Below are 23024 nucleotides of genomic sequence, written 5' to 3' on the forward strand. Positions count from 1 at the left end.
AACATCAGATACCAAGAAGGAACAGAATGTTCCTGAGGGTTATTATCAAGATACAAGTGGAAGATGGGACCGCCCTGGCGGGGGCTATGCAAGTAACAAAGAAGTGAGTTTACCTGAACCAAGTGGCCTCACAAAACGTTTAGAATATATGGGGGATACACCTGGAAAAAGCTCTAGAACTGGTAAAGAAGTAATAGAGCGAATGAAGAAAGAAGATCCACCAAAAATTCGAACAACACGTGATGGAGATATGGAATTTATGGCTAGTGATGAAAAATGGTATCCTATAGATCAAACAGATACGGCTCATCTAACTGACGCTGTCTCATGGTGGAACAGTAAGGGGAAATATTATGGTGCAAAGTCCCCGGAAGTTAGGGAATGGATGCTTGACTCCGATAATTATGTGTTAGATCATTATAGTTTGAACCGATCTGCAGGTGCGAAGTTAAATGAAACCTATTTGCCACCAGATAAATAATCATTTGGAGGGACTGAAATTGGAACTAGATGATCAAGTGTATGAGCAAATTTTAAAATTGTGTGAAGAGGGAAACACTCTAACTGAAAAAGGACAAATTATTAAAGCTATCGAGAGCTATACAGCCGCTCTGGAACTAGTTCCGTTACCGAAGAACAACTGGGAAACAAGTACATGGATTTATACAGCGTTAGGCGACACTTATTTTCATACGAATAGCTATGAAATGGCAAAGAATAATTTTTATAATGCATTAAACTGTCCAGATGGGATTTCAAATCCATTTATTTTACTGAGACTTGGAGAGAGTTTGTTCGAGTGTGGGGAAATTGATAAAGCTAAGGACTACCTGTTAAGAACTTACATGTTAGAAGGATATAAAGTTTTTTTTAGTGAAGATGATAAGTATTTTGAATTGATTAAAGATATGATTTGAGGAGGATAAATATGGCTGATTTGCAATCACCTATCAAAGAAAACTTTGAAATTCTTGTGAAAAAAAGTGATGAACTATTTAATAATGGTAATCATGAGGAATCTATTTTGTTGTTAGAAGAGGCTTGGAATTTAATACCCGACCCAAAGGGTATATATTGTGAAGAAAGCTATCATTTGGTGAAAGATATCGTTGCTACTTCTTTAATTTTAAATGATCTTAAAAAAGCAAAGGTGTGGGCGGATAAAATATTTTTAACTGGATTTGATCGCATAGATTCGGGTGATAAGGAATTTATTTCTGGAAAAGTTGCTTTCGAACTAGGTGATTTAGAAACAGCGAAAGAATTTTTCATCATCGCCAATAGGAAATCAGAAGGTAGATGTTTTGGAAGTCCAAAGAATACTAAATATCTCAAATTTTTTAAAAGTTAAAGATTCGATTGCGGTAATAGCTATGGAATTTTGTGTAAATTCATGAAAAACACTATTAACAACTCCGCAACACGGAATATTCACTCGTGTTGTGGTTTCTTTATATCCGCCGCTATACGCGGAACAATATAAATATACAGGCGGGGACTTTTGAAAATGCCTCCACCCACTGCCGAGTAAGTCGCCTATTCATTCAAAAACACATATAACCTATGCTATACCTGTATAAAGATTTCTTCATTATGTTTGTACTCACATCAAAATGCTTTAATTTTAATAACCTAAATAACGCTACTTCGTTACATTGGACAAGTTGATTATTTTCTGATACCACCAAAATTTACTAAAAGCCTCTGCCTAATTTCGTCTAGCAGTTCCAATATGGTTTCATATGCGATATCGAGATACAGTTGTTTCGAATGATATGCCTCATAAAATCTAATAGCATATGATTTATATGGATGGATGATGTGGGTGACTGACTTGAAGTTGGACAAGTATTGTATGAGCCGTTAGTGATTAATAGAAACTCCGGTTTGCTATTCGTTCTGAAAGAAGAAGATGGAATACAAGTAGAAGAAAACATGGGGAGTGGAATAATTTTTTATTCAACTATGTATTTGGAAACGAGTACAGAATTTTATATTTTAACAAATTAGTTTTTGTCTCCAAAAATTCTATATTACGGAGTGCCAACATTTTAATAAAGAATACACGAAGTTCTATGTTGTGATAACTTAATATAATTAAGATTATGAAAATAGCTGAACAATATAAAACAGGAAACCGATGAATAATTTAGAAGGTTATTCAGAAACTTCGATGACAAATAACGATTACATATAGCATCATAGAGAAATGACAGGGAGTGAGCAAATGGAATTTGAGTTTCATATTACAGTGAATGATTTAACGTTTGAAGAGAAGGAAAGCTTTATTGAACTGTGTCAGGTGGAGCAAGTTAAACCAGTTATGATCGTGCTGGATCAGGGTGAATACATCCATCAGCCGATGATTACAGGCTTAATACATAGTACTGATTTTGATGAAGTGAACAGCATCATTAAACAGATGGTCACAAGGTTCCAAGATAACGGCTTTACAGTTGTACGAACAAAGGTAGAGGTTCCAGCGAAGGAAGAGAAGTATTTTCATCAGCGAATAGTTGCGCATACTACCCCGTATTTTGAATGGCATGGCAAAGTACAGGTGGATGATGTAGAAAGATTAAAGGAGCTATGTGAAGGCGATGGTGGGCATATCTCACGGAACTCGCTGAATGAGAATGGGGAAATTAGATTTGTTACGGTCAGAGAATACAATAGTTCTGAAAAATTCTACAGCAGAGTAGAGAAGATACATAATATCTTACAGCAGAACAAAATCGAACTGTTAAAACAGCAATATGAACTGTGCATCTATGACAGTCGGGAAGAACTGGATCGTGGATGGATCTAACCGAATGTTGAGTACGATGAGATGAATAGAGGAGGAGAACAGGTGTCTGGAAAAAATGTAAAATTACATAGCTTGAATGAGGATGAGAGATTCATTGTTGTATTAGAAGCTCTATTGAAGCGCGCTTCTCTCGTGAATAGTCCATTTGTATTAAAAGGAAGCTTATTGACAAGACAGTATTTGGAGAATCCCAATGTTCGTTATGTGGACGACATCGACTTTCTTTATACAGGTCGAATTGAGACTGAGGACCAGGCCAATGAAATATTTACAGACTGGATGATCCGGGTAACGGAGATGGATCTGAATGACGGTATCGTATTCCGAAGCTTTAGTGAGAATGCTTTCTGGCGCAGAATAGACTACGCGATGGCGGATGATTTTCCAACGGTGAACACGGAGCTTGCCTTTTATATTGATAGTGAACCAAGGAGCGAAAATGAGTATGAAGATGAGGATGAGCTGCATCTTGATATATCCTTTAACCTCGAATTGAATGAGAAGTCTATCGCTCTATCGTACCAACCTATGGTTGGAGAAGCTTTTGTCGTTCCTCACACCGTGCCACTCTCCATTCAAATCGCTTGGAAGCTGCATCAAACGATAGTGAGGCCCCGATTCAAAGACTTGTTTGATTTGCAGCATCTGTTGTCTAACCCGTCATACGATCAACAGGCTCTGCAGGAGACACTACAGACCCTGGTCACCGAGTGCAATATAGACCCAGCAATTACAAGAGAGGATATGAAAAAGGTACTGGTTAACGATCTGCATGATGTGTATTCGAGGTTAAACTACGATTACGACCTTCAATATTATGCAGGAAGTCGCAGTCCTGAAGTGTACTTTATGGAGTTTGTTTCGGAGCTCCGCAAAACGATGAATCACGCCGGGATTAATAGTTACGCGTATGATCACTTACCAAGTTGTACTACGCACAAATAGAGCTTCTCTTTTACAAGTATGCTGAATCATTGTTTGTCTAACCGTAGATGAATTTGAAAGGAACACCCTATCTCCGATACAATGTTCTCATAGAGTCTGAGAGAATGGATTCAATACGGCTCAGAAATGGAAAATTACAATATGACTGAATTTATCAATGCTGACGATATTAATGACGTAATTTTGGCTGCGGCGGCTTCAGAGTTGGAGCAGATGGTGGGCAAAATATGTGAACTGATCGGTACACCTTTGGAACAGACAACGGAACTGGAGCGTCAGGTGATTGCTGCTTTTGGATTTGGTGCGGTATATGGCATCACTCATCGGGATCAGCTGGCGGAGCCACAGGCTCATGCACTGAGCATCCGTATGCTGATTAAACCTTTTAACTATAGTGAGCAGCAGGCTGTAGATTTTGCCGATGATCTGATCCGGGTGGCTTCCGATCGGGAAGTTCATCCGGTGATGAACACGATTATTCATCGTGGCATCGATGGACACCGCCAGTTTAATCAGGAAGATGATGAGGGACTCGCCCGCAACATTCAGGAGATTTTGGCGGCAGTACAACCGGAGAGAACCTGAAGAAGCAGAGCGTCCACCCTTTCATGTAGTGGTACAGACAGTATTTGTCTAATGAATTGTTAACTTAATTGGGAGATGATCGCAATGGATCTGATGAAGTTAAGTAAAGAGCTCTCATACGCCTTGCGTCACGCCCCTTGGGAGTACGAGCTGGAGCTGGACGAAGAGGGCTGGGTAGAGATTCCGCAATTGCTGGTGGCTTTACATGAGAGTCCACAGTGGCAGGACGTCACGGAAGCAGATCTGGAGCGGATGATTCAAGCTTCGGAGAAGAAGAGACATGAGGTCCGTTCTGGACGCATTCGGGCATTATATGGTCATTCGACTCCGCAAAAGATATCTAAAACACCTGCCGATCCACCGGAGATACTCTATCATGGCACGCCAATGCGGTCGGTTGCTTCCATTATGGAGCAAGGTTTGCAGCCTCGGCAGAGGCAGTATGTTCATCTGTCCGCAGATATGGATACCGCCAATCAGGTGGGACGAAGACGTGATGACCAGCCAGTAATACTGAAGATTAACGCGGCTCAAGCGGCTAAGGACGGAATTCTTTTCTATCATGGAAACGAAAATATTTGGCTGGCCGATCACATTCCGGCACGATATATCGAGCAATGATCGATGTAACGGTTATGGAGACTACCGATATCTAAATCGAGAATTCAAGTCGCAATCGGACCGGTTCAATGTACAGTTATCCGATTAACTGCTATATCGTTTTAAAGATTGTTTTATAACACCAAAAGGGACACATCCAACATTCGTTGGTGTGTCCCTTTTTGATATCCATTCTATTCTCTTCTATTTAAAATTACTTGCCCAAAATCGCTTTAACACCCTCACTCAATGGTTGAGCCGGACGGCCAAGCAATTTTTCCAATGTATCACTCTCTACAGCCAGTGCGCCTTCACGGATAGCACTTTGCATATCAACGAGCATGGAGACTACAAAGTCAGGCAATCCTGCACCTTTCATGATGTCAGCGTAAGCAGCATCGTCTACGTTTTGCACGTTGATGTCCTGTCCAAGCACTTCCCCAACAATAGCGGCGAGCTCAGCTTGAGTAAGAAGTTTACCAGACAACTCATATACTGAATTCTCATGTCCCTCACCTGTCAGTACTGCAGCGGCAGCATGCGCATAATCACTGCGAGTAGCCCAGCCCACTTGGCTGGCATTAGTTGCATGCACCCAAGGTGCGCCCTGGGTAGCTGCTTGAACGCTGCCTGCTTCATTTTCCAGGTACCAGTTGTTGCGCAGGAAGGAATAAGGAATGCCAGATTCACGGATAGCCTGTTCTGTGGCACGATGTACTTCAGCCAGTGAAAGGGTGTTTTTCTCCGCATTCACAACGCTGGTATAAGCGATGAATCCAACGCCTGCTTTCTTGGCAGCGTGCACGGCAGCTTGATGTTGGCGAATACGTGTTTCATTGTCACCGTCTGTGGAGATCAGCAGCAGCCGATCCACGCCTGCAAATGCTTTTTCCAGCGTTTCCGGTTGATCGAAATCACCGTGACGAACGTCAACACCTTGAGCGCGCAATGCTTCCGCTTTCTCCGGGTTGCGTACACTTACAGCCAAATCCCCAGCCGATACCGTTTTTAACAGAGCCTCTACGACCAGTGAACCCAAGTGACCTGTTGCTCCAGTAACTAAAATTCTCATTGTATTATCCTCCTATAAGGTATGGTTTGTGTCGACACTAATGTGAAATGTCAATCTACATGAATGGATGTAATCGTATATGTTATAACAGGTGTGATTACAACGAAAGGTTTAAAAAAAGCTCGTAATGAGCTTTTTTATTCAGAGACGTGAACCTGATCCATCATCTGTTGTATCGTTACACGTTTCAAACGCTGCTCCATAGCTAGCTGAGCCTCAATGAGTTCGGCGCGCAAGGTTTGTTCGATCATGCTGCCAACCGGACAATTTGGGTTCGGATGCTTGTGGAAGTTAAACAACTCGCCATCCTCCACAACCTCAAGTGCACGATATATATCCAAAAGGGTAATGTCCGCGGGGTCCTTCAACAAAGAAGCACCGCCGACACCGGGTCTGACCTCAATTAGGCCGGCCTGTTTCAGCTTGGACATAATGCGCCGAATAATGACGGGATTGGTATTCACGCTTTTGGCGATAAAATCTCCCGTGCACTCATTGGGCACAACAGCGACCAGGGACAGCGTATGAACCGCAATGGAAAAGCGACTGCTGATTTGTTTCATGCATGATCACCACCGTTGTAACTATAATAGTTACAAATAAACGTGATGTCAATGATGAATTTCAAAGTAGCCGTGTATTGAATTATCATTTTGGATATATCTCAACCTTTAACCGCCCCGGAAGTCAGACCACCCACAATATATTTTTGCCCAATGAGGAACACAATCAACACTGGCAGGGAAGTAAGCACAATATCCGCACTAACCAGATTCCACTGGGCACTGAATTGTCCGAAGAAGTTATAGACAGCGAGCGTCATTGGCCACATCTCGACGGTATTGAGCATGTACAGTGGGGCGGTAAACTCATTCCAGACACTCAGGAAATTAAGAACAAATACCGTCACCAGCACGGACGTGAGCAAAGGCACAATAATTCTGAGAAATAGCTTGATCCCGTTGCATCCGTCCATGATCGCTGCTTCATCCAGTTCTTTTGGAATATTGGATACAAACGCATATGTGATGAATAGCGAGATCGGAATGCCCATCGCGGTATAGAGCAGAATCATGCCCACATGCGAATTAATCATGCCCAGCGACTTCATGACCTCCATTAGTGGAATGTAGTTCAATGGCAGCGTAATGCCCAGAATAAGAAAGAAATATAGGAACTTGCTTAACTTCGAATAATTACGCGATAAAGTGAAGGCTGAGAACGCCACAACAAACACCAGCAGAAGGGAAGAAGCCGTTGAATGCAGCAAACTGTTGAAAAAGGAACCACCCAAGTGTCCCTGCTCATAGACGATTTTATAATTTTCAAAGATGAACTTCTCGGGCAGGGTCAGTTTGAGCACTTTGGCTTCGGCATCGGACTTGAATGAATTCAGCACAATGACGACAAAAGGAATCAGGACCACCAGGCTAAGAAGCCAAGCGAGCACATTCAATCCGCTGGAAAACAGCCGTTTTTTCACACGCATCTAGTATTCCACCTTTCGGTTCATCAAGCGGATGATGAAGAAGGAGATGACAGCCATAATGACAAACAGAATCGTAGATAATGCACTGCCAAGTCCCCAATAGCCTTTAGCAAAAGAGGAATACACCGCTGTGTTAATCACATCCGTCGCATTGCCCGGTCCGCCATTGGTCAGTACATATACCGCATCAAATACCCGCAGCCCATACGTAATATTGAGTACCGTGGCGATGGTAATTGTCGGCATCAGCATCGGAATCGTGATTCGAAACAGCTTCTGCCAGAAGCCGGCACCGTCAATCGATGCCGCTTCATAATAATCCCGAGGAATGGCGAGAAGTCCAGCAATGAACAGCACCATAATGTACCCCATGCCTTTCCACGTATCCACCGCCATAATAGATGGCATTGCCCAGGTCAGGGAGCCCAGCCAGTTCTGGGCCAGAACGTCCAGCCCCAGCGAACGCAGTGTCACGTTAACGAAGCCGTTGTTGGGATCGAGCAGGCTTTTGAAGACCAGGCCGACAATCAGGAACGAAAGGACTTGGGGTGAAAATATGATCATCCGGTGCAGATTGGCGGCCTTCACACCGCTGACCAGCAATAGAGCTAGGAATAGGCCCAGAACCGTCTTGGCGATCGAAGTAATCAGAGTGAAAAGGACTGTATTCTTAATAAAAAGTAAATACGTTGGATCACCCGCCAGAATGGTTCGGAAATGCTCCAGACCAATAAAGTTTTTCTCCGAACTGTAGCTGTTCCAATCGGTGAAGGAATAATAGATGCCCAGCAGGGCGGGAGCGACGATGAACAGCAGATACAGCACAATCGCTCCAGATGAGAAATACCAAGGATAGATCTTATTTACATTCATAACCTGTTACACCTGTCCTTCCTGCCAAAATGCATGAGTGCATGGTGCCTCACCTCGCTGCATGTAATGGTGGTCAGCCACATGCCTCATGTGTTCATCCAGAATATGCGCTGTTATTACCACGCCTCATCCTTCAGCACTTTGGCTTGTTCAGCCCGGCGTTTATCAATATTTTGCAGAATCTGATCCGGGGTCATCGCTCCAGCGAACATGCCGGAAAGATCCTTGCCGATATCCATCCATTGCGGATCAATGTACTTCACAGCGGCCTGCATGACCGTGCCTTTCTCATGATTTTTCTCGTAGTCGATATAGTCCTGTGTCAGCTTCGGTTCAATTTCAGGCCAGCAGATGGTCAGGTTGCCTTCACCCCCATCGAATACACGCTGCAGATGATCATGCTCCGTAATCCACCGAAAAAACTTCAGTACCTCTTCCGGGTGCTTGCTGTTTTTGTTGCCAAACATCGCAGCCGAACCGCCCGGATTCACACCAATCGTCCGATTATCGCCCCACGGCATCACGAAAAATCCCATATTGTCCTTCATGTCCGGATAGGCCTCAGACACTTCCTTTTCGGTGCCCGGGACTCGGAGCAGCATCGCTGCCTTCTCCTGACCAAAGGCTTCAATGCCAGCCTCGACCGTGTTGGACAGAAAATCCTTGCCGAAGTAACCCAGATCCGCAAATTCCTTCAATTGTTCAATGACCGTCTTGAGCTGCGTCAAATCTGCCACTTTCATCTCATTGTTGTTCAGCTTCTCGTACGTTCCCGGCGTAGCTTGCTCATAGTTTGGACCGGTTTCGAATAAAGGCAGCACCTGATACCATCCGCTGGCAGGCGCCTGATAGAACGGAATGATGTCCTTGTCCTTGATTTTCTGGCTGATCGCCTTGAACTCGGCGTAGGACGTTGGCGGCTGGATGCCGAGCTCTTCAAAGATGCGTTTGTTATAGTACACATACCATATTTTTGATGGTGCAAAAGAAACCCCGTACACCTTCTCTTTATAGCTAACCGTTGGTAAAATCTCTTCGGACATGCGTCCTGTAAATTCCTCATTGGTCAGATCAATTGCATTTTCCTCAGGTCTTACGTTGGCAGGCATGCTAAGTGGATCCACATCGACATTAAAAATATCAGGAGCTTCGCCGGAGGCGAGCTTCACCTTAATCAGGTCACGCCACTGGGCATCAGGGACCACCTGAAAGTCAATTTTCACACCCGTTTCCTGCTCATATTCTTTAGCCATCGTTTGCATGATACCCGTACGTGGAATGCCGCTCTGACTTGTTCCGAACGTTAGTGTTACCTTCCCTGAACCTTCGGAACTTTCACCGGAGTTGCACCCGGCAAGAAGCAGGCTGGACAGCAACAGCGCACCTACGAGGGATAATAGAAATCGTTTTCTCATCAATGAACCTCCCATGGAATAAAGAATAATAGATCTTGCCGAAACGCTTCATGTAAGCGTATTCTTATGTGAATAACTTTACGCGGAACGAAGAATGCGCTCAATAGACAAAAGCGTTCTGTTGGGTGGACATTTTCGAGTAAGTTGCAAGACATCATCCGATAACGAGGTGTGAGATGGTTAAGTACCGATTCAGAACGCTTCAGCAAAGTCTGTTTGCCTACTACTCTGCGGTCTTTATTGTATTTTCATTGATTGTGGCCAGTCTCTTGTATGTTTTTCTTGCCAATGACATTCGTAGTCGAAGTGCCGAACAGCAGAAACAGCTGGGGAATTCGATGGTAGGCAATCTGGATCAGGAAATCGTCAAAATGAATAATTTCTCCATGAACATCGTATATTCCAATCTGGTCAAGGAGCACTTCAGTCACTATTTATCTCCAGCGGAGGACAATGAACAGACGCTGACAAGTGACCCGGCGTTTTACAAGGATACAACAACGCTGATTGATGTCATTCTGGCGATCATTAGCAGCTCTAACACAGCCAAACAAGCCAATATTTATGATGTGAACGGTAAAATGCTGGGTGCCGGTGCGTTCAATGGCCAGCTGTCCGTAGATCTGACCCAAAGACCGTGGTACGAGGAAACGTGGGCGCGCAATGGCTGGCGTGTCATAAGTTTACTGGATAGTGGGGCATTACCGATGCCAACAGGGCAGGGGGAGTCAGGTAAACCATATCTTTCCCTTACCCGGGTGTATAAGGATGGAAATTATGTCTCGCAAGGAGTAGTGGAAATTTTGCAGGATGCAGGAACCGTGTTCCAGCATTTAAACGATGTGGAAGCGGGGAACGAAAATCTGAGCGTCTATGTATTGAATGAACGTCATGAGCTTTTATATCCTTTTTTGTCCAATGAACATCCGTTAAATGCAATCCATTCCGTTGTTGTTAACTTGATTCGAAACGATCAATATCCACCAGGAACGATGCAAGAAGTCGTAGATCCCAATGGAAATTCGAAGCAAATGATGACCTACATGACCTCGCAGGAGACCGGTTGGACGGTTATCGTGATGCAGTCCAAACAATCCCTGTTTGCGAATCTGAATCGCATGGCTTTTCTGTTCATGGGGGCAACTTTAGCTACCTTGATGCTTATTTTGCTCCTCTCATACCTGATCTCCAAACGTGTTACCTTACCGCTCCATCGTTTGCAGCGCATTATTCAGAAAACTGGCGTCCACGATCTGACCACGGGTCAGGACTCTGGTCAGTTGTTCAAGTTGGAAGTTCCAGGTTCCATCCGTGAGATGGATGAGTTGAATGATACCTTTATCCAATTGAATCAACAGCTTGTGCAGTCTTTTCAGGACATGCTGGCGATCAAATCTCAGGAAACGGATGCCAGATTGCTGGCGTTGCAGTCCCAGATGAACCCTCACTTTCTGTATAACAACATTACGAACATCAGCATTATGGCGGAAGAGGGCATGAATGAACAGATCGTTGCGTTCTGTGGTCACATTGCATCCATGCTGCGTTACATCTCGTCTCCGAACAAAAGCGGTGTTGCATTGGAAAAAGAAATCGACTACTGTGAGCGGTATTTGGAGTGTATGAAAATTCGGTTCGAAGATGATCTGCTTTATGAATTCCATGTTCCGGACTCGATGAAAAACCTTCAGGTGCCTATGCTGCTGATTCAGCCTTTGCTGGAAAATGTCATGAAACATGGACTACGTGATACGCCACCCTGGAAGCTGCATATCATTGGAAAGCTGGACACCTTGCAGGAAACCTGGCTAATGACAGTGGAAGACAACGGACCTGGCATGGAACCCGAGGCGCTTACGCTCATCCAGCAGTACATACAACAATCACAGGAATGGGAGCGTATGCCTGAACTTGAGATCAACGGGATGGGATTGAAAAACATCTGGATCAGACTCAAATTATGGTATGGCTCCGCGGCACATATGCATATTACGAATAAACCTTCTGGCGGCGTCAGCATTACGATTGGCGGTTCCATTCGAAAGGAGCACAGTTAAAACTCATGGTGATGACATATAGAACTATTATTGTGGAAGATGAGGCGTTGATTCGCCGCAACGTATCCCGGAAATTCAGCGAGCTGGGCACACGGTTTGAGGTTATAGGTGAAGCTAGAAATGGACAGGAAGCATTGGAACTGATTGAACATACAGTGCCTGATCTGGTCGTTACCGATATTCAGATGCCCGTCATGAATGGGCTGGAACTGGCGAAACATCTTTATTTTGCCTATCCGCATGTCAAGATCGTGATCCTGAGCGGCCATCATGAGTTTGAGTTTGCACGTCAGGCGATCAGTTACAAAGTGGAGGATTATCTACTTAAACCCCTCACAGAAGAACAGCTTCGATCGCTGCTGGATGCGATGGAATTAAAGCTTGGCAGTGCAGAGGATTCGCTGGCACATGTTAGTGCAATGCTGGATGAACAGGTGAAGCCGGAGGATATCGCAGAGGCAGTCAAGTTGTATCTGAAACAGAACTATATGCATGAAATTACGTTGCAGGACATGGCAGGACAGATGCATTTTAGTGTAGATTACCTGGGGAAGTGTTTCAAAAAGGTGACGGGTGAAACCCCGCTCAAATACATGACAGGGCTTCGAATCAACGAAGCAAAACGCTTGCTCGCGGCCTTTGAAGATATGGATATCAAGACAGTAGGTAAAGCGGTGGGATATAGTGATTCCCATTATTTTAGCCGTATCTTTAAAAACAAGACAGGACTGTATCCCAGCGAGTATCGCCAAAGGTTACAATAACGAAAAAAAGCCCTGTCCATGGCTCTTGAAGAACCACGATGACTGGAGCTGATTATTGTAACAAAGCATCTTCCGTGATTTGGCGGATATCAAATGGGGAGCGGTTACCTTCCTCAATGATGTCGGGGAGAATATGTTCGAGGAAATAGTGTACACAGTGGAGGTCAATATTTTTGATTTTGATCAGGGCATATCGGTACATCACGATAAATTCCTTTTCTGTATTACCACGCTGCAGTTCAGCAAACGCTTCGTACACCTGATCCATTTTGTCTGCCACTTCCAGAATAAGACCTTCGACAGAATTGTCTTTGCCTTCACGCAGCTGTCTACGGAAAATCGGCTGGAACTCTTCAGGAATATTTTCGTTAATAAAATGCTCAACCATGCCTTCTTCTACCTGCTGCAGCATCGAACGAAGCTCCAGTGAATAATGTTTAACCGGCGTTTTGATATCACCGATGAAGATTTCACCATAATCATGACTGCTGGTGATCTCGTAAAGCTTCTTCCAATCGATGGCGACCCCATGCTGTTCCTCAATATCGGCGAGTGTTTTGGCATATTGCACGACTTTCCAGGAGTGGGCGGATACGCTGTGCTCCTCAAACTTGAATTTTCCCGGGGTACGAATAATGCGTTCGAGATCGTTGAGTGATCTAAAGTACGTATGAATTCCCATATAAGTAATCATCCTTTGTTGGTTGGGTATGAACCGACTATACACCAGTGATGTTAACACAGGATTAACGCCGTATGAGGTAAATGTAAAATCAGTTCAACTGTTAGTCTGCCCATAGATCCGATGGTAATTACATGGTGTAGAGTGAGTAAATTAAGAAATGCGAACTATTGTTCTTATATTGTTTTCGTTGTAAAATCTGGAGTGGACGGTTTATGTTCCCTATTTCTTCGAAAGGAAGTTTTTGCACCATGATGGGAAGATCCCACCTGATTATCGGGACCACTGTATCCCTCTCTGTTCTGCAATTGGCAGGTATGTCTGTGACTGCACCGGCGGTTACCGTGGCTCTGATTGGTTCGCTGCTGCCAGACATTGATGAGCCCAATTCGCTATTGGTATCCAAGGCATTGCCGAACAGCCTCATCCGGCTATTACAGACAATCCTGCTGCCTGTCGCCGTATTTGTGTACTTCTATGTACAGGCAAAGCCATGGAATCTGCTGCTCGCCATTCTGATTGGGATGGTATCTTTCTTACCGTCCCGTTCACTGCGCAAAGTGCTGATGTTTGCGATCGGACTGGGACTTGTATTTTATGGGCATGCCTTCGCACCATGGAATCTGATCGCGGGCAGTCTGTTAATGCTGTGTACCACGTTAACCCACAGAGGATTGACACACACATTATATGGAACCGCCGTATGGACTGGGTTGCTCTACAGTACAACTCATCTGCAGGGGCCAGAGATTTGGGTAGCCGGAGGTACAGCCTATGTCATGCACCTATTGGCAGATTCGTTGACGAATCGCGGCATTCGTCCACTGCCACCACTCAAGTGGCGTATAAGGATCAATCTCATGAGTACAGGCACGAAGCATGGAGCCGTTGTGGAAAATGTGTGCATTGTGCTGGCTCTTATTTTGGCCTGGATTGCATTCTCCCCTTTCTTTCTGTAAACCAAATCATGCCAGCTTCTGCTTATGCAGAGGCTGGCATTTTGCAATTCATCACTACATCTTAATTTCCCCTTCATCTTTAGGACGGATTTCGTGTTCTAAACATCAAAAAAAGATGCCCTGAAAATCAGGGCATCTTTTATAGAAAAAGTTACGCGTTTCCGATAATCGTGTTCAGTGTTGTCTGATCCAGACCCTTCACCAGTTTCACGAGCAACTCTTTTGCCGCATCATAGTCATCCGTATGAATGATGGAAGAAGAAGTATGAATGTAACGGGCGCAGATGCCAATTACCGTTGAAGGCACACCGATACCGCTCAAATGAACCGCTCCGGCATCCGTACCGCCAGGAGAGATGAAATATTGCATTTTGATCTGATTTGTTGATGCTGTGTCCTGAACATATTCAACAATACCACGATGGGTAAACATGCCCGGGTCGAAGATACGCAGTAAAGCGCCTTGTCCAATATGTCCGAATGATTGTTTGTCTCCTGTCATATCATTCGCGGCACTGCAGTCCAGTGCAAAGAAAATATCCGGTTCAATTAGATTGGCAGCCGTGCGTGCACCGCGTAGTCCCAATTCTTCTTGGACTGTTGCACCGCAATAGAGGGTGTTTGGCAATTTTTCTTTATGCAATGCTTCAACTAGCTCAAGTGCAAGTCCTACGCCGTAACGGTTATCCCATGCTTTTGCCATGATTTTCTTCGGGTTAGCCATCGGTGTGAACTCACAGATCGGCACGATCTGCATGCCCGGGTGAATGCCCCAAGACTCTGCTTCTGCACGGTTATCCGCACCAATATCCAAGTACATATGGTTAAGATCAACCGGTTTATTACGCTGGGATTCATCGAGTAGATGAGTAGGTGTTGAACCAACAACCCCTGTAATCCGGCGATCCGGAGTGATGAGTTCCAGACGTTGAGACAGCACAGCCTGACTCCACCATCCACCGAGTGGGCGGAATTTGATCATGCCTGTTTCCGTAATGCCTGTGGTCATGAAGCCAACTTCGTCGAAGTGACCTGCAACCATGACTTTGGGTCCGGACTCCTCTCCCCGCAATACGCCAAAAAGGCTGCCCAAGCGATCCTGGACAAATTCATCCGTATAAGGAGACATTTGTTCTTTCATCCATCCGCGAAGCTCGCGTTCAAACCCGGAAACGGAAGGGAATTCCGTTAACGTGCGAAACATTTCCAACGTTTTTTGATTCATGTGTCGACAACTCCTCTGCTTGTATGTAAATCAGGTCTCAGCAGAACGGCTGCCGGACTGTTGTCCTTCGGAAGAGAAGAACGTTTTATTTAACCACTGGTCACACTACAGTATGAACCTTGCGCAAGTAATTGTCCATGGTTATGTCACGTATCTCAGGCATGAATGGTTGCTCGTTTAATGTTTCATCGGGCCATTAAATCCGCACCAAGCACAGTCGCCAAGCAGCTGCATTGAATATGCATATAGTAAGGAACCGTTTTGCTTAACCAGTATTCCATAAGGTATTTAATGACCCACTAATTTCACTTGCCTCACAACAGGAAGGAGCTGGGACAATAGATGACGCCACCCGATGAAGGCAATGAAACCATCCTTTGTATCGTCCTTTTTATTTTGCTCGTGATCATTCTGCTTTATTTATAAATTTCACAGACCTCTGATCCGGCGCTGAGCGACTCATCTCATTCGGCAGCATCATCGTGCTGGAAACATATGCTGTCTTTCGCCGGATACATAACTTTCCCAACCTTAACAAACAATGAATACAGGATTACACACAGTACATGCAGTCACATCTGTTGACTCATTTTCATTACAAGGGAGGTTCTGTATCTTGCCAGCTCAAACTAAGGGTAGTAGTAAAAAATCATCATCATCCCTGTCCATCAGTGAACAGGAATATAAAAAAGTCGCCAAAAAACATGAGCCTGCCCGTCCAATCTGGACGAACTGTATTAAGGCATTCTTCGTCGGCGGATTCATCTGCGTCATTGGACAGGCTATCCAGGAAGCGTTTATGGCCGGGTTTGACATGACTTCGAAAGAAGCTGCCAGTCCAACCGTTGCGGTCATGATCCTCATTTCAGTCATCCTGACTTGCCTCGGTGTCTACGATAAAATGGCACAATGGGCGGGTGCTGGAACGGCTGTCCCTGTCACCGGGTTTGCCAACTCCATGTGTTCGGCAGCACTGGAGCATCGCGCCGAGGGACTGGTGCTTGGGGTTGGTGCCAACATGTTCAAGCTGGCAGGCTCAGTTATCGTGTTTGGTGTCGTTGCTGCCTTTATCGTGGGGATTGTATACGCCATCCTCGGCTTCGGAGGTGGACATCTATGAAACGCTTGGGCCAACAAACCTGGCAATTTGAGAACCGTCCACGGATTATCGGCAGATCGGCAGTCGTAGGACCGGATGAAGGCAAAGGGCCTCTAACATCAGATTTTGATTATGTGTATGACAATTTGGAAATTGGGGAGAAAACCTGGGAAAAGGCAGAACGCAAGCTTCTTGAACAGGCTTCCCAAATGGCATTAATCAATGCGAATATCACAAAAGAAGAGCTTCAGTTCTTTGTTGGTGGAGATCTGATGAATCAGATTATAAGTAGTTCCTTTTCTGCCCGCAAGTTGGGTGTACCCTATCTGGGGGTATTTGGTGCCTGTTCAACGTCGATGGAAACGTTGGCTCTCGCCTCACTCATTGTGGACTCGGGTGCAGGGGATTATGTACTCGCGGGTACGGTGAGTCACAACTGTACGGTGGAAAAGCAATTTCGTTATCCAACGGAATATGGTTCCCAGAAGCCGCCATATGCGCAGTATACGGTCACCGGTTCTGGCTGTGGTGTGGTTTCTCGTACCGGCGAAGGTCCTGTAGTTACCAAAGCGACTATTGGTCGAATTATGGATATGGGCATCAAAGATCCGTTTAACATGGGATCTGCGATGGCGCCTGCGGCAGCGGATACTATCGTTTCCCATTTTCGGGATACAGGGTTGGAACCCGGTTATTATGATCTCATTGTGACAGGCGATCTGGCATCCGTGGGACTTCCCATTACCAAAGAATTGCTGCAAAAAGAGGGTATTCCCATGGAACAGACGGTTTTCAATGACTGCGGACTGATGATTTATGATCGGGAGAAGCAACCTTACGTTGTCGCTGGAGGCAGTGGCTGTGGATGTTCTGCAACAGTGACTTACGGTCACATTTTGAACCGGATGCAAAAGGGTGAACTCAATAAGGTATTAGTGGTCGCTACCGGTGCATTGTTGTCTCCACTTTCATACCAGCAGGGCGAGAGCATTCCTTGTATTGCGCATGCCGTAGCCATAGAAAAGGAGGGATAAAGGATGCAGTTTTTATGGGCATTTATTGTTGGCGGGTTGATATGTGTCGTGGGACAACTTCTGATGGATGGTGTCAAACTGACTCCTGCACATACGATGAGTACACTTGTTGTGGCTGGTGCGGTTGCGGATGCGTTTGGGCTGTATGATCCACTCGTCAAATTTGCAGGGGCAGGCGCTTCCATCCCCATTACCAGTTTTGGTAACTCCCTCGTGCACGGGGCATTGACGGAACTGGAGAAAGAGGGATGGATCGGTGTCATTACGGGGATATTCGATTTGACCGCGGCGGGTATTTCCTCAGCGATTATCTTTTCTTTTCTCGCGGCATTGGTGGTTCGGCCGAAAGGGTAACAGAGCATGGCAGAGCTAGCCATTATATATGGAATCAGCAGAGGCTTCGGATAACTTCTATCCGAGCCTCTTTTTGTCGTAATCATGCGATAACTGCGGTGAATCTGACGGCTGGAAACAAATTATGAGTTCCTTCGAGTGTACTCGCGCCCTTGGATCATGTACAATAAAAGGAAATCTGTATGCTTTTTTAGGAGGTTAGACCACATGCCTGTGCGCAAAGAGTCGATCCAAATCATATCAGCAGTTCGTTCTAATCTGGAATCATGCATAATGGGGAAATCCTTTGAAATTCAACTTTTGCTCACAGCTTTGCTTGCAGGCGGACACGTTCTGATTGAAGACGTCCCAGGAACAGGCAAGACGCAGTTGGTTAAAGCGTTATCGAAATCCATGCGCGGAGAGTACCGCCGCATTCAATGTAATCCTGATATTTTACCAAGTGACATCACGGGGGTATCCGTGTTCCATCCACGTGACGAGCGCTTTTACTTCCGTCCGGGTCCGGTCATGACCAACATTTTGCTGGCAGACGAGATTAACCGGGCAACTACGAAAACGCAGTCCGCTTTGCTGGAAGTCATGGAAGAGCGCAGTGTGACGGTAGATGGCGATACGTATGATCTGCCTCATCCATTTATGCTCTGTGCAACCCAGAATCCAATCGATTTTGAAGGAACGTACACATTGCCGGAAGCGCAATTGGACCGGTTTATGTTGAAAATAAGTCTGGGTTATCCCGACAAGGATATCGAGAAAACGTTGCTGAAGCAGCATCAGTCGGGTCAGCCTGTTGATCGGCTTGAATCCGTAACCCATATGGATCAGATATCAGCCATTCAACAGGAAATCAAGGAAGTATTCATCGGTGATCCGGTCATGGATTATCTGCTTGATGTGGTTCGCAAAACTCGCTCCCACCCATCCGTACTGCTGGGCGCCAGCCCGCGGGCAGCCATTTCATTTATGATGGCCGTGAAGGCTTTTGCCTTTTTGCAGGAACGTGACTACGTGCTTCCGGATGATGTGAAAACGATGGCACCTTATGTCATCTCCCATCGGATCGTGCTGCGTCCCGAATCGAGACTGGACAGTATGAGCTCCGAGGCTGTATTAAAATCCGTACTTCAACAGGTTCGAGTGCCCGTCTCCATGGGGCAATAATTGATGAAGCCGCTTTTGAGTACAGTCAGAAGGGGAATACGCCACCCCCGCGTATGGAGCATCGCGGCGGTGTGGATGTGCTGTTTGGCTTATGTTTTGTTCCAGGGCGGGAAGACCTCCCTGATGCTGCTGTCGATGGTGACTCTGATTTGTATTTACCTTGCGATTGCTGGTTTTAGCGGTGTACGTCGTACTCATGGCGTGCGCAAGCTCTCTTCTGGTCAGGATCATGAAGAGCTGCTGCATGCCGGTGACCAGGTACAGGTGCAGTTAAGTCTGAACATCCCGGGATTTCTGCCACTTCCTTATGTGGTTGTGCGCGAAATGCTGCATCGGCATAACGGCGAATCCTGGTCTTTCAAAGAAAGCCTCATTCCGAGCATGCGAGGGTATGGTGAATTGTCTTTTCAAACCCCGCCGCTGGAGCGGGGAAAGTATGTCTTTTCCGAAACGGAATGTGCCAGCGAGGACATCTTTGGTCTGATCGAGCATCGGGGAACGTTCAAAGCCAAAGGGGAATTCCGGGTGTTGCCGCGCACGGTATTTATCCCGTACTGGCAGCTATATGATCGCAAATCACGGTTATCCGGTCCACAGACGGCCTTGACCCGCTCGCGCAGGGAAACGACCCAGATTAACGGCGTGCGTGACTACGTTTATGGCGACCGACTTTCCCGCATTCACTGGAATGCAACGGCAAAGACGGGAACGTGGAAGTCCAAGGAATTTGAACATGAGTCGGTTCCGAAAACGATTCTGGTGCTGGATGCGCTGTCAGGCAGCTATGAACATGGTGAGGCCTTTGAACTGGCTGTGTCCACGGCTGCCTCGCTGCTGGAGTATGGAACAAGAGAACGAATGGGTATGGGGCTGCTGACACTGTCGGAGAAGACATCATTTTTTGCTCCCAGTGAAAGTCCGATGGAGCGGCAGAAGATGATTCATCATCTGGTAGATATCCAATATAACGGCCAAGAGAATCGGCTGCTGCCCGGTGTTGAGAAGATGTCACGTCAGTTTCCTCAAGGCGCGTATTTTGTAGTGATTTCTCCCCAGAAGGATGAAAAAGTTCTCGAACTGCTCCGATGGGCCGACACACGAGGGATGACCCCTTGTCATATTCTGATTGAACCCACTGATTCCCGCCGGAGTTCCGAGTGGAATGCGATGCTGCGTGGAAGAGGTACAAGATCCTTTACCGTTTCCCATTTGCAGGAGCTTCCAACGGTTATGGGGGGAGGTAGTGTATGAGTACTAAAGGCAAAGAGCTGACAGTGGGGAGAAGGTCCTGGTATCATGCGGCTTCGTTACTCTGGATTTTCCTGATTGGCATGCAGTGGATATCATTCACACAGGAATCCTGGTATACCGAGACCACTTCATTGGTGCTGTGGACGCTCGCAGCGGTCAGTATTCTGGAAGTGATTCTGCCTTTCAAAATAATGATACGAACCATAATCAAGGCGGTTGTCCTTGTATATATTTTGCATAAGACATTAATCGATTACACCGTTTATATTCCTTACGGCACGTTAATGGAGCGTACAGAGCAATTTGTGCTGCACCTGGCACCTTACATCTGGTTCTCCCTGTGCGCGTGGGTGATGCTTGAAGCTGCCCTGCGCCTGGTGACTACAACGCGCCGAATTCTCGTTTTTCTGGGCATTAACATTATCTCGATGGGAATTCTCGACTCCTTTACCCAGTTTCCACTCTGGATTGAAATCGCCTGGGTTATGTTTGCAGGAATGGGATGGCTGGTATGTCAGCACTTCCGTAATTTCCAACTGCAATATCCACAAGGGTGGAAGCGAATTATCCGACATCCCTACAAAATTCTGGCCAACATTGCCATCATATTCTCTTTGATTATCGTAGCCAGTGTGAATATGCCGGAAGTTCCTCCTACCTTGACGGATCCTTATACCGCGTGGCGTAACTACACCGGAAGTTCGGGGAGTCAGACAGGCAACGGCACACTGGACATTCCGACAGCTACCGAGTCAGGGTACAGCAGGGAAGACAACCAGCTTGGCGGAGGGTTTAACTTCGACTATACACCTGTCATGTCTGTCACTACCAATGAGCGCAGTTACTGGCGTGGTGAGACGCGGGCAGAGTATACGGGAACAGGCTGGGATGATCGCGGACGAGGTGCGACAGAGGATGTTGAGGCGGGACAAGCACTGGAGAATGATGAACCCGGAAATGTAACCACCAAGCAAGTCACTCAGAAAGTGACGATGTTGAATGATAACGTGTATCCGATCCTCTTTGGAGCCTATTCCATCTCGAAAGTCACATCTGTCAATGGTGAGGCAAATTCAGACCGGATGTTATGGAATCCAGAGCAGGCAGAACTTCATGTCGTAACAGACCGTCAGCAACCGCAATATCCAAAGACGTATACGATTGTATCGGAAGCGCCAGTTATTGTGGAAGATGAACTTCGTACCAAATCTTTTGATGATCTGTATACTAGCAATCCGGCAGATGATATGTACCTGCAGCTGCCATCCAGATTCCCAGATCGGGTGACGGACCTGGCCACTGAAATTACAGCATCGGCAAATACGCCGTATGAAAAAGTGGCATTACTGCAAAACTATTTACAACAAAATTTTGATTACACAAACAATCCGGATTTATCCCGAAAAGTAAGTAGTGACTTTGTTGAAGGATTTTTATTTGACATTCGTGAAGGGTATTGTGATTATTTCTCGACTGCACTGGTTATGATGGCGCGCTCCGAAGGGATTCCCGCTCGTTGGGTGAAAGGGTACGCACCTGGACAGCTTTCGCTGAATTCAGACATGCAGGCCCCGCGCCAACCTGGAGCTGAGATCGAGACAACGTACACTGTAACGAATGCAGACGCGCATTCTTGGGCTGAAGTTTATTTTGGCGAGTATGGATGGATTCCGGTTGAAGCGACGCCGGGCTTTGACATGCCGTTGCTCACGGAACAACCGGATGTACAGCCGGTAGATGAGCCTGAAGAACAACCTGAAGAGGAACCGGTAAAAGAGGAAGAGCAGACCCCAGCGCCTGAACAGGCTTCATCCAGTATCCCGACTTTTGTAATCTGGGCTGCGGGAGCCATCATCGTATTGTGGGTGGCTTATATGTTCTGGCGAAATCGCCTCTCGCTTCGATTCTTCGTGCTTCGTCTCCGGACAGGTGGACCGCTAACCCCTGAACAAAAGGTAGTGGCAGAGACCGAACGCTGGATACGTTATGCGAAGCGCAAAGGATTGACCCGAAGCGGGGACGAGACACTTCGTGAATCGGTAACCCGCTGGAGCCAGCTGAAACCAGCTGCAGCAGCGACATTGCATGAACTTCTAGCGAAGTTTGAACAGACTCGTTATAGTCCAGCTTCTGTAACTGCAGACGATTGGAAGGCCGTCTATCAGACTGCTTCGAGGCTGCGTAAGGAACTTAAAGCGGAACGGGCGTAATGTCGCCCGTCCCGTTTTTCCTTTTTTCCTATACCGTGAGGCGCTGTATGCATTTTCAGGAAAGACGGATTTGTGATATAGTGTGTCGTATGAAACTGAGGTGACTTCTTTGTTTGAAATGTTAATGCCCAAGCTGCGTGTAGACACGGTTTTTGACATTAATCTGGAAGAGCTATACGCTCAAGGCTACCGTGGAATTATAACTGATCTGGACAATACACTCGTTGGGGCGAAAGCTCCTGATGCCACGCCCGAACTGATTGAGTGGTTCGCACGTGTCAAAGAGGCTGGTTTCCAGCTCATGATTGTGTCCAATAACAATTTGAATCGTGTATCCCTGTTTGCGACGCCACTGGATATCCAGTTTGTGCATAGTGCACGCAAACCATCGAATGTTCCGTTTCGTAGAGCAATGAAGATGATGGAGTTAACTCCTG

Annotated in this window: 23 protein-coding genes and 1 pseudogene; 17 read left to right on the forward strand and 7 right to left on the reverse strand. The window is 46.1% G+C overall.

Annotated features, from left to right (window positions below):
* From A6049_RS34205 to A6049_RS24995, 7 genes and pseudogenes are all read left to right on the forward strand, one after another.
* A pseudogene (locus A6049_RS34205) lies at positions 1-481 on the forward strand (GH-E family nuclease); the annotation flags it as partial.
* Positions 482-500: 19 nt separating this feature from the next.
* Positions 501-917 (forward strand): hypothetical protein, encoded by a 417-nt coding sequence (locus A6049_RS24970; protein WP_063567249.1) that lies wholly within the window; start codon positions 501-503, stop codon positions 915-917.
* An 11-nt stretch (positions 918-928) separates the two neighbouring features.
* On the forward strand, positions 929-1351 hold the full coding sequence (locus tag A6049_RS24975) for a hypothetical protein (protein WP_063567250.1): 423 nt from the start codon (positions 929-931) through the stop codon (positions 1349-1351).
* Between the two features lie 876 nt (positions 1352-2227).
* Positions 2228-2809: a hypothetical protein gene (locus tag A6049_RS24980; protein ID WP_063567251.1), complete on the forward strand. Its 582-nt coding sequence runs from the start codon at positions 2228-2230 to the stop codon at positions 2807-2809.
* A 42-nt stretch (positions 2810-2851) separates the two neighbouring features.
* Positions 2852-3754 carry a nucleotidyl transferase AbiEii/AbiGii toxin family protein gene (locus A6049_RS24985; RefSeq protein ID WP_240321541.1) on the forward strand — a complete coding sequence of 301 codons (903 nt, stop codon included), beginning with the start codon at positions 2852-2854 and terminating at the stop codon, positions 3752-3754.
* A 141-nt stretch (positions 3755-3895) separates the two neighbouring features.
* Positions 3896-4339: an Imm48 family immunity protein gene (gene imm48, locus A6049_RS24990; protein ID WP_053781336.1), complete on the forward strand. Its 444-nt coding sequence runs from the start codon at positions 3896-3898 to the stop codon at positions 4337-4339.
* Positions 4340-4423: 84 nt separating this feature from the next.
* On the forward strand, positions 4424-4960 hold the full coding sequence (locus A6049_RS24995) for an RNA 2'-phosphotransferase (RefSeq protein WP_063567253.1): 537 nt from the start codon (positions 4424-4426) through the stop codon (positions 4958-4960).
* 193 nt (positions 4961-5153) lie between these two features.
* Here A6049_RS24995 and A6049_RS25000 read toward each other — a convergent pair whose 3' ends face one another.
* The 5 genes from A6049_RS25000 to A6049_RS25020 form a co-directional block, all read right to left on the reverse strand.
* Positions 5154-6011, reverse strand: coding sequence for an SDR family oxidoreductase (locus A6049_RS25000; protein ID WP_063567254.1), 858 nt, complete (start codon positions 6009-6011; stop codon positions 5154-5156).
* A gap of 137 nt (positions 6012-6148) precedes the next feature.
* The gene (locus tag A6049_RS25005; RefSeq protein ID WP_063567255.1) at positions 6149-6574 is read right to left on the reverse strand and encodes an Rrf2 family transcriptional regulator; all 426 of its coding nucleotides are present in this window, start codon (positions 6572-6574) and stop codon (positions 6149-6151) included.
* Between the two features lie 101 nt (positions 6575-6675).
* A complete protein-coding gene (locus A6049_RS25010; protein WP_063567256.1) occupies positions 6676-7500 on the reverse strand; it encodes a carbohydrate ABC transporter permease in 825 nt (274 codons plus the stop codon).
* Complete coding sequence (locus A6049_RS25015) at positions 7501-8373, reverse strand: carbohydrate ABC transporter permease (protein ID WP_063567257.1); 873 nt, start codon at positions 8371-8373, stop codon at positions 7501-7503.
* A 116-nt stretch (positions 8374-8489) separates the two neighbouring features.
* On the reverse strand, positions 8490-9788 hold the full coding sequence (locus A6049_RS25020) for an ABC transporter substrate-binding protein (RefSeq protein ID WP_063567258.1): 1299 nt from the start codon (positions 9786-9788) through the stop codon (positions 8490-8492).
* Positions 9789-9964: 176 nt separating this feature from the next.
* On the opposite strand from A6049_RS25020, the gene A6049_RS25025 reads away from it, so the two are divergent.
* Together A6049_RS25025 and A6049_RS25030 are read left to right on the forward strand one after the other, a co-directional pair.
* The gene (locus tag A6049_RS25025; RefSeq protein ID WP_063567259.1) at positions 9965-11845 is read left to right on the forward strand and encodes a cache domain-containing sensor histidine kinase; all 1881 of its coding nucleotides are present in this window, start codon (positions 9965-9967) and stop codon (positions 11843-11845) included.
* 5 nt (positions 11846-11850) lie between these two features.
* Positions 11851-12609, forward strand: coding sequence for a response regulator transcription factor (locus A6049_RS25030; RefSeq protein ID WP_063567260.1), 759 nt, complete (start codon positions 11851-11853; stop codon positions 12607-12609).
* A gap of 52 nt (positions 12610-12661) precedes the next feature.
* Here A6049_RS25030 and A6049_RS25035 read toward each other — a convergent pair whose 3' ends face one another.
* A complete protein-coding gene (locus A6049_RS25035) occupies positions 12662-13291 on the reverse strand; it encodes a YfbR-like 5'-deoxynucleotidase (RefSeq protein WP_063567261.1) in 630 nt (209 codons plus the stop codon).
* A 251-nt stretch (positions 13292-13542) separates the two neighbouring features.
* Between A6049_RS25035 and A6049_RS25040 the strand changes: the two genes are divergently transcribed.
* Positions 13543-14250, forward strand: coding sequence for a metal-dependent hydrolase (locus A6049_RS25040; RefSeq protein WP_063567262.1), 708 nt, complete (start codon positions 13543-13545; stop codon positions 14248-14250).
* Positions 14251-14401: 151 nt separating this feature from the next.
* Here the strand turns inward: A6049_RS25040 and A6049_RS25045 are convergent, their stop codons facing one another.
* Positions 14402-15475: a M42 family metallopeptidase gene (locus A6049_RS25045; protein WP_063567263.1), complete on the reverse strand. Its 1074-nt coding sequence runs from the start codon at positions 15473-15475 to the stop codon at positions 14402-14404.
* Positions 15476-16091: 616 nt separating this feature from the next.
* Between A6049_RS25045 and spoVAC the strand changes: the two genes are divergently transcribed.
* The 7 genes from spoVAC to A6049_RS34210 form a co-directional block, all read left to right on the forward strand.
* A complete protein-coding gene (gene spoVAC / locus A6049_RS25050) occupies positions 16092-16595 on the forward strand; it encodes a stage V sporulation protein AC (protein WP_063567264.1) in 504 nt (167 codons plus the stop codon).
* The gene (spoVAD, locus tag A6049_RS25055; protein ID WP_063567265.1) at positions 16592-17608 is read left to right on the forward strand and encodes a stage V sporulation protein AD; all 1017 of its coding nucleotides are present in this window, start codon (positions 16592-16594) and stop codon (positions 17606-17608) included. Before spoVAC ends, spoVAD begins: the two co-directional genes overlap by 4 nt.
* Positions 17609-17611: 3 nt before the next feature.
* Complete coding sequence (gene spoVAE, locus A6049_RS25060) at positions 17612-17962, forward strand: stage V sporulation protein AE (protein ID WP_053781314.1); 351 nt, start codon at positions 17612-17614, stop codon at positions 17960-17962.
* 207 nt (positions 17963-18169) lie between these two features.
* Positions 18170-19126, forward strand: a complete 957-nt coding sequence (locus tag A6049_RS25065; RefSeq protein WP_063567266.1) for an AAA family ATPase — start codon at positions 18170-18172, stop codon at positions 19124-19126.
* A gap of 3 nt (positions 19127-19129) precedes the next feature.
* Positions 19130-20377 carry a DUF58 domain-containing protein gene (locus A6049_RS25070; protein ID WP_090809897.1) on the forward strand — a complete coding sequence of 416 codons (1248 nt, stop codon included), beginning with the start codon at positions 19130-19132 and terminating at the stop codon, positions 20375-20377.
* Entirely contained in the window at positions 20374-22587 is a 2214-nt protein-coding gene (locus A6049_RS25075; RefSeq protein WP_063567267.1) for a transglutaminase TgpA family protein, read from the forward strand. Before A6049_RS25070 ends, A6049_RS25075 begins: the two co-directional genes overlap by 4 nt.
* 109 nt (positions 22588-22696) lie before the next feature.
* Positions 22697-23024: YqeG family HAD IIIA-type phosphatase (locus tag A6049_RS34210; RefSeq protein WP_481853296.1), on the forward strand; the 328-nt coding region annotated here is incomplete at its 3' end.

This window comes from Paenibacillus sp. O199 (assembly GCF_001636635.1).
Lineage (GTDB): Bacteria > Bacillota > Bacilli > Paenibacillales > Paenibacillaceae > Paenibacillus > Paenibacillus marchantiae.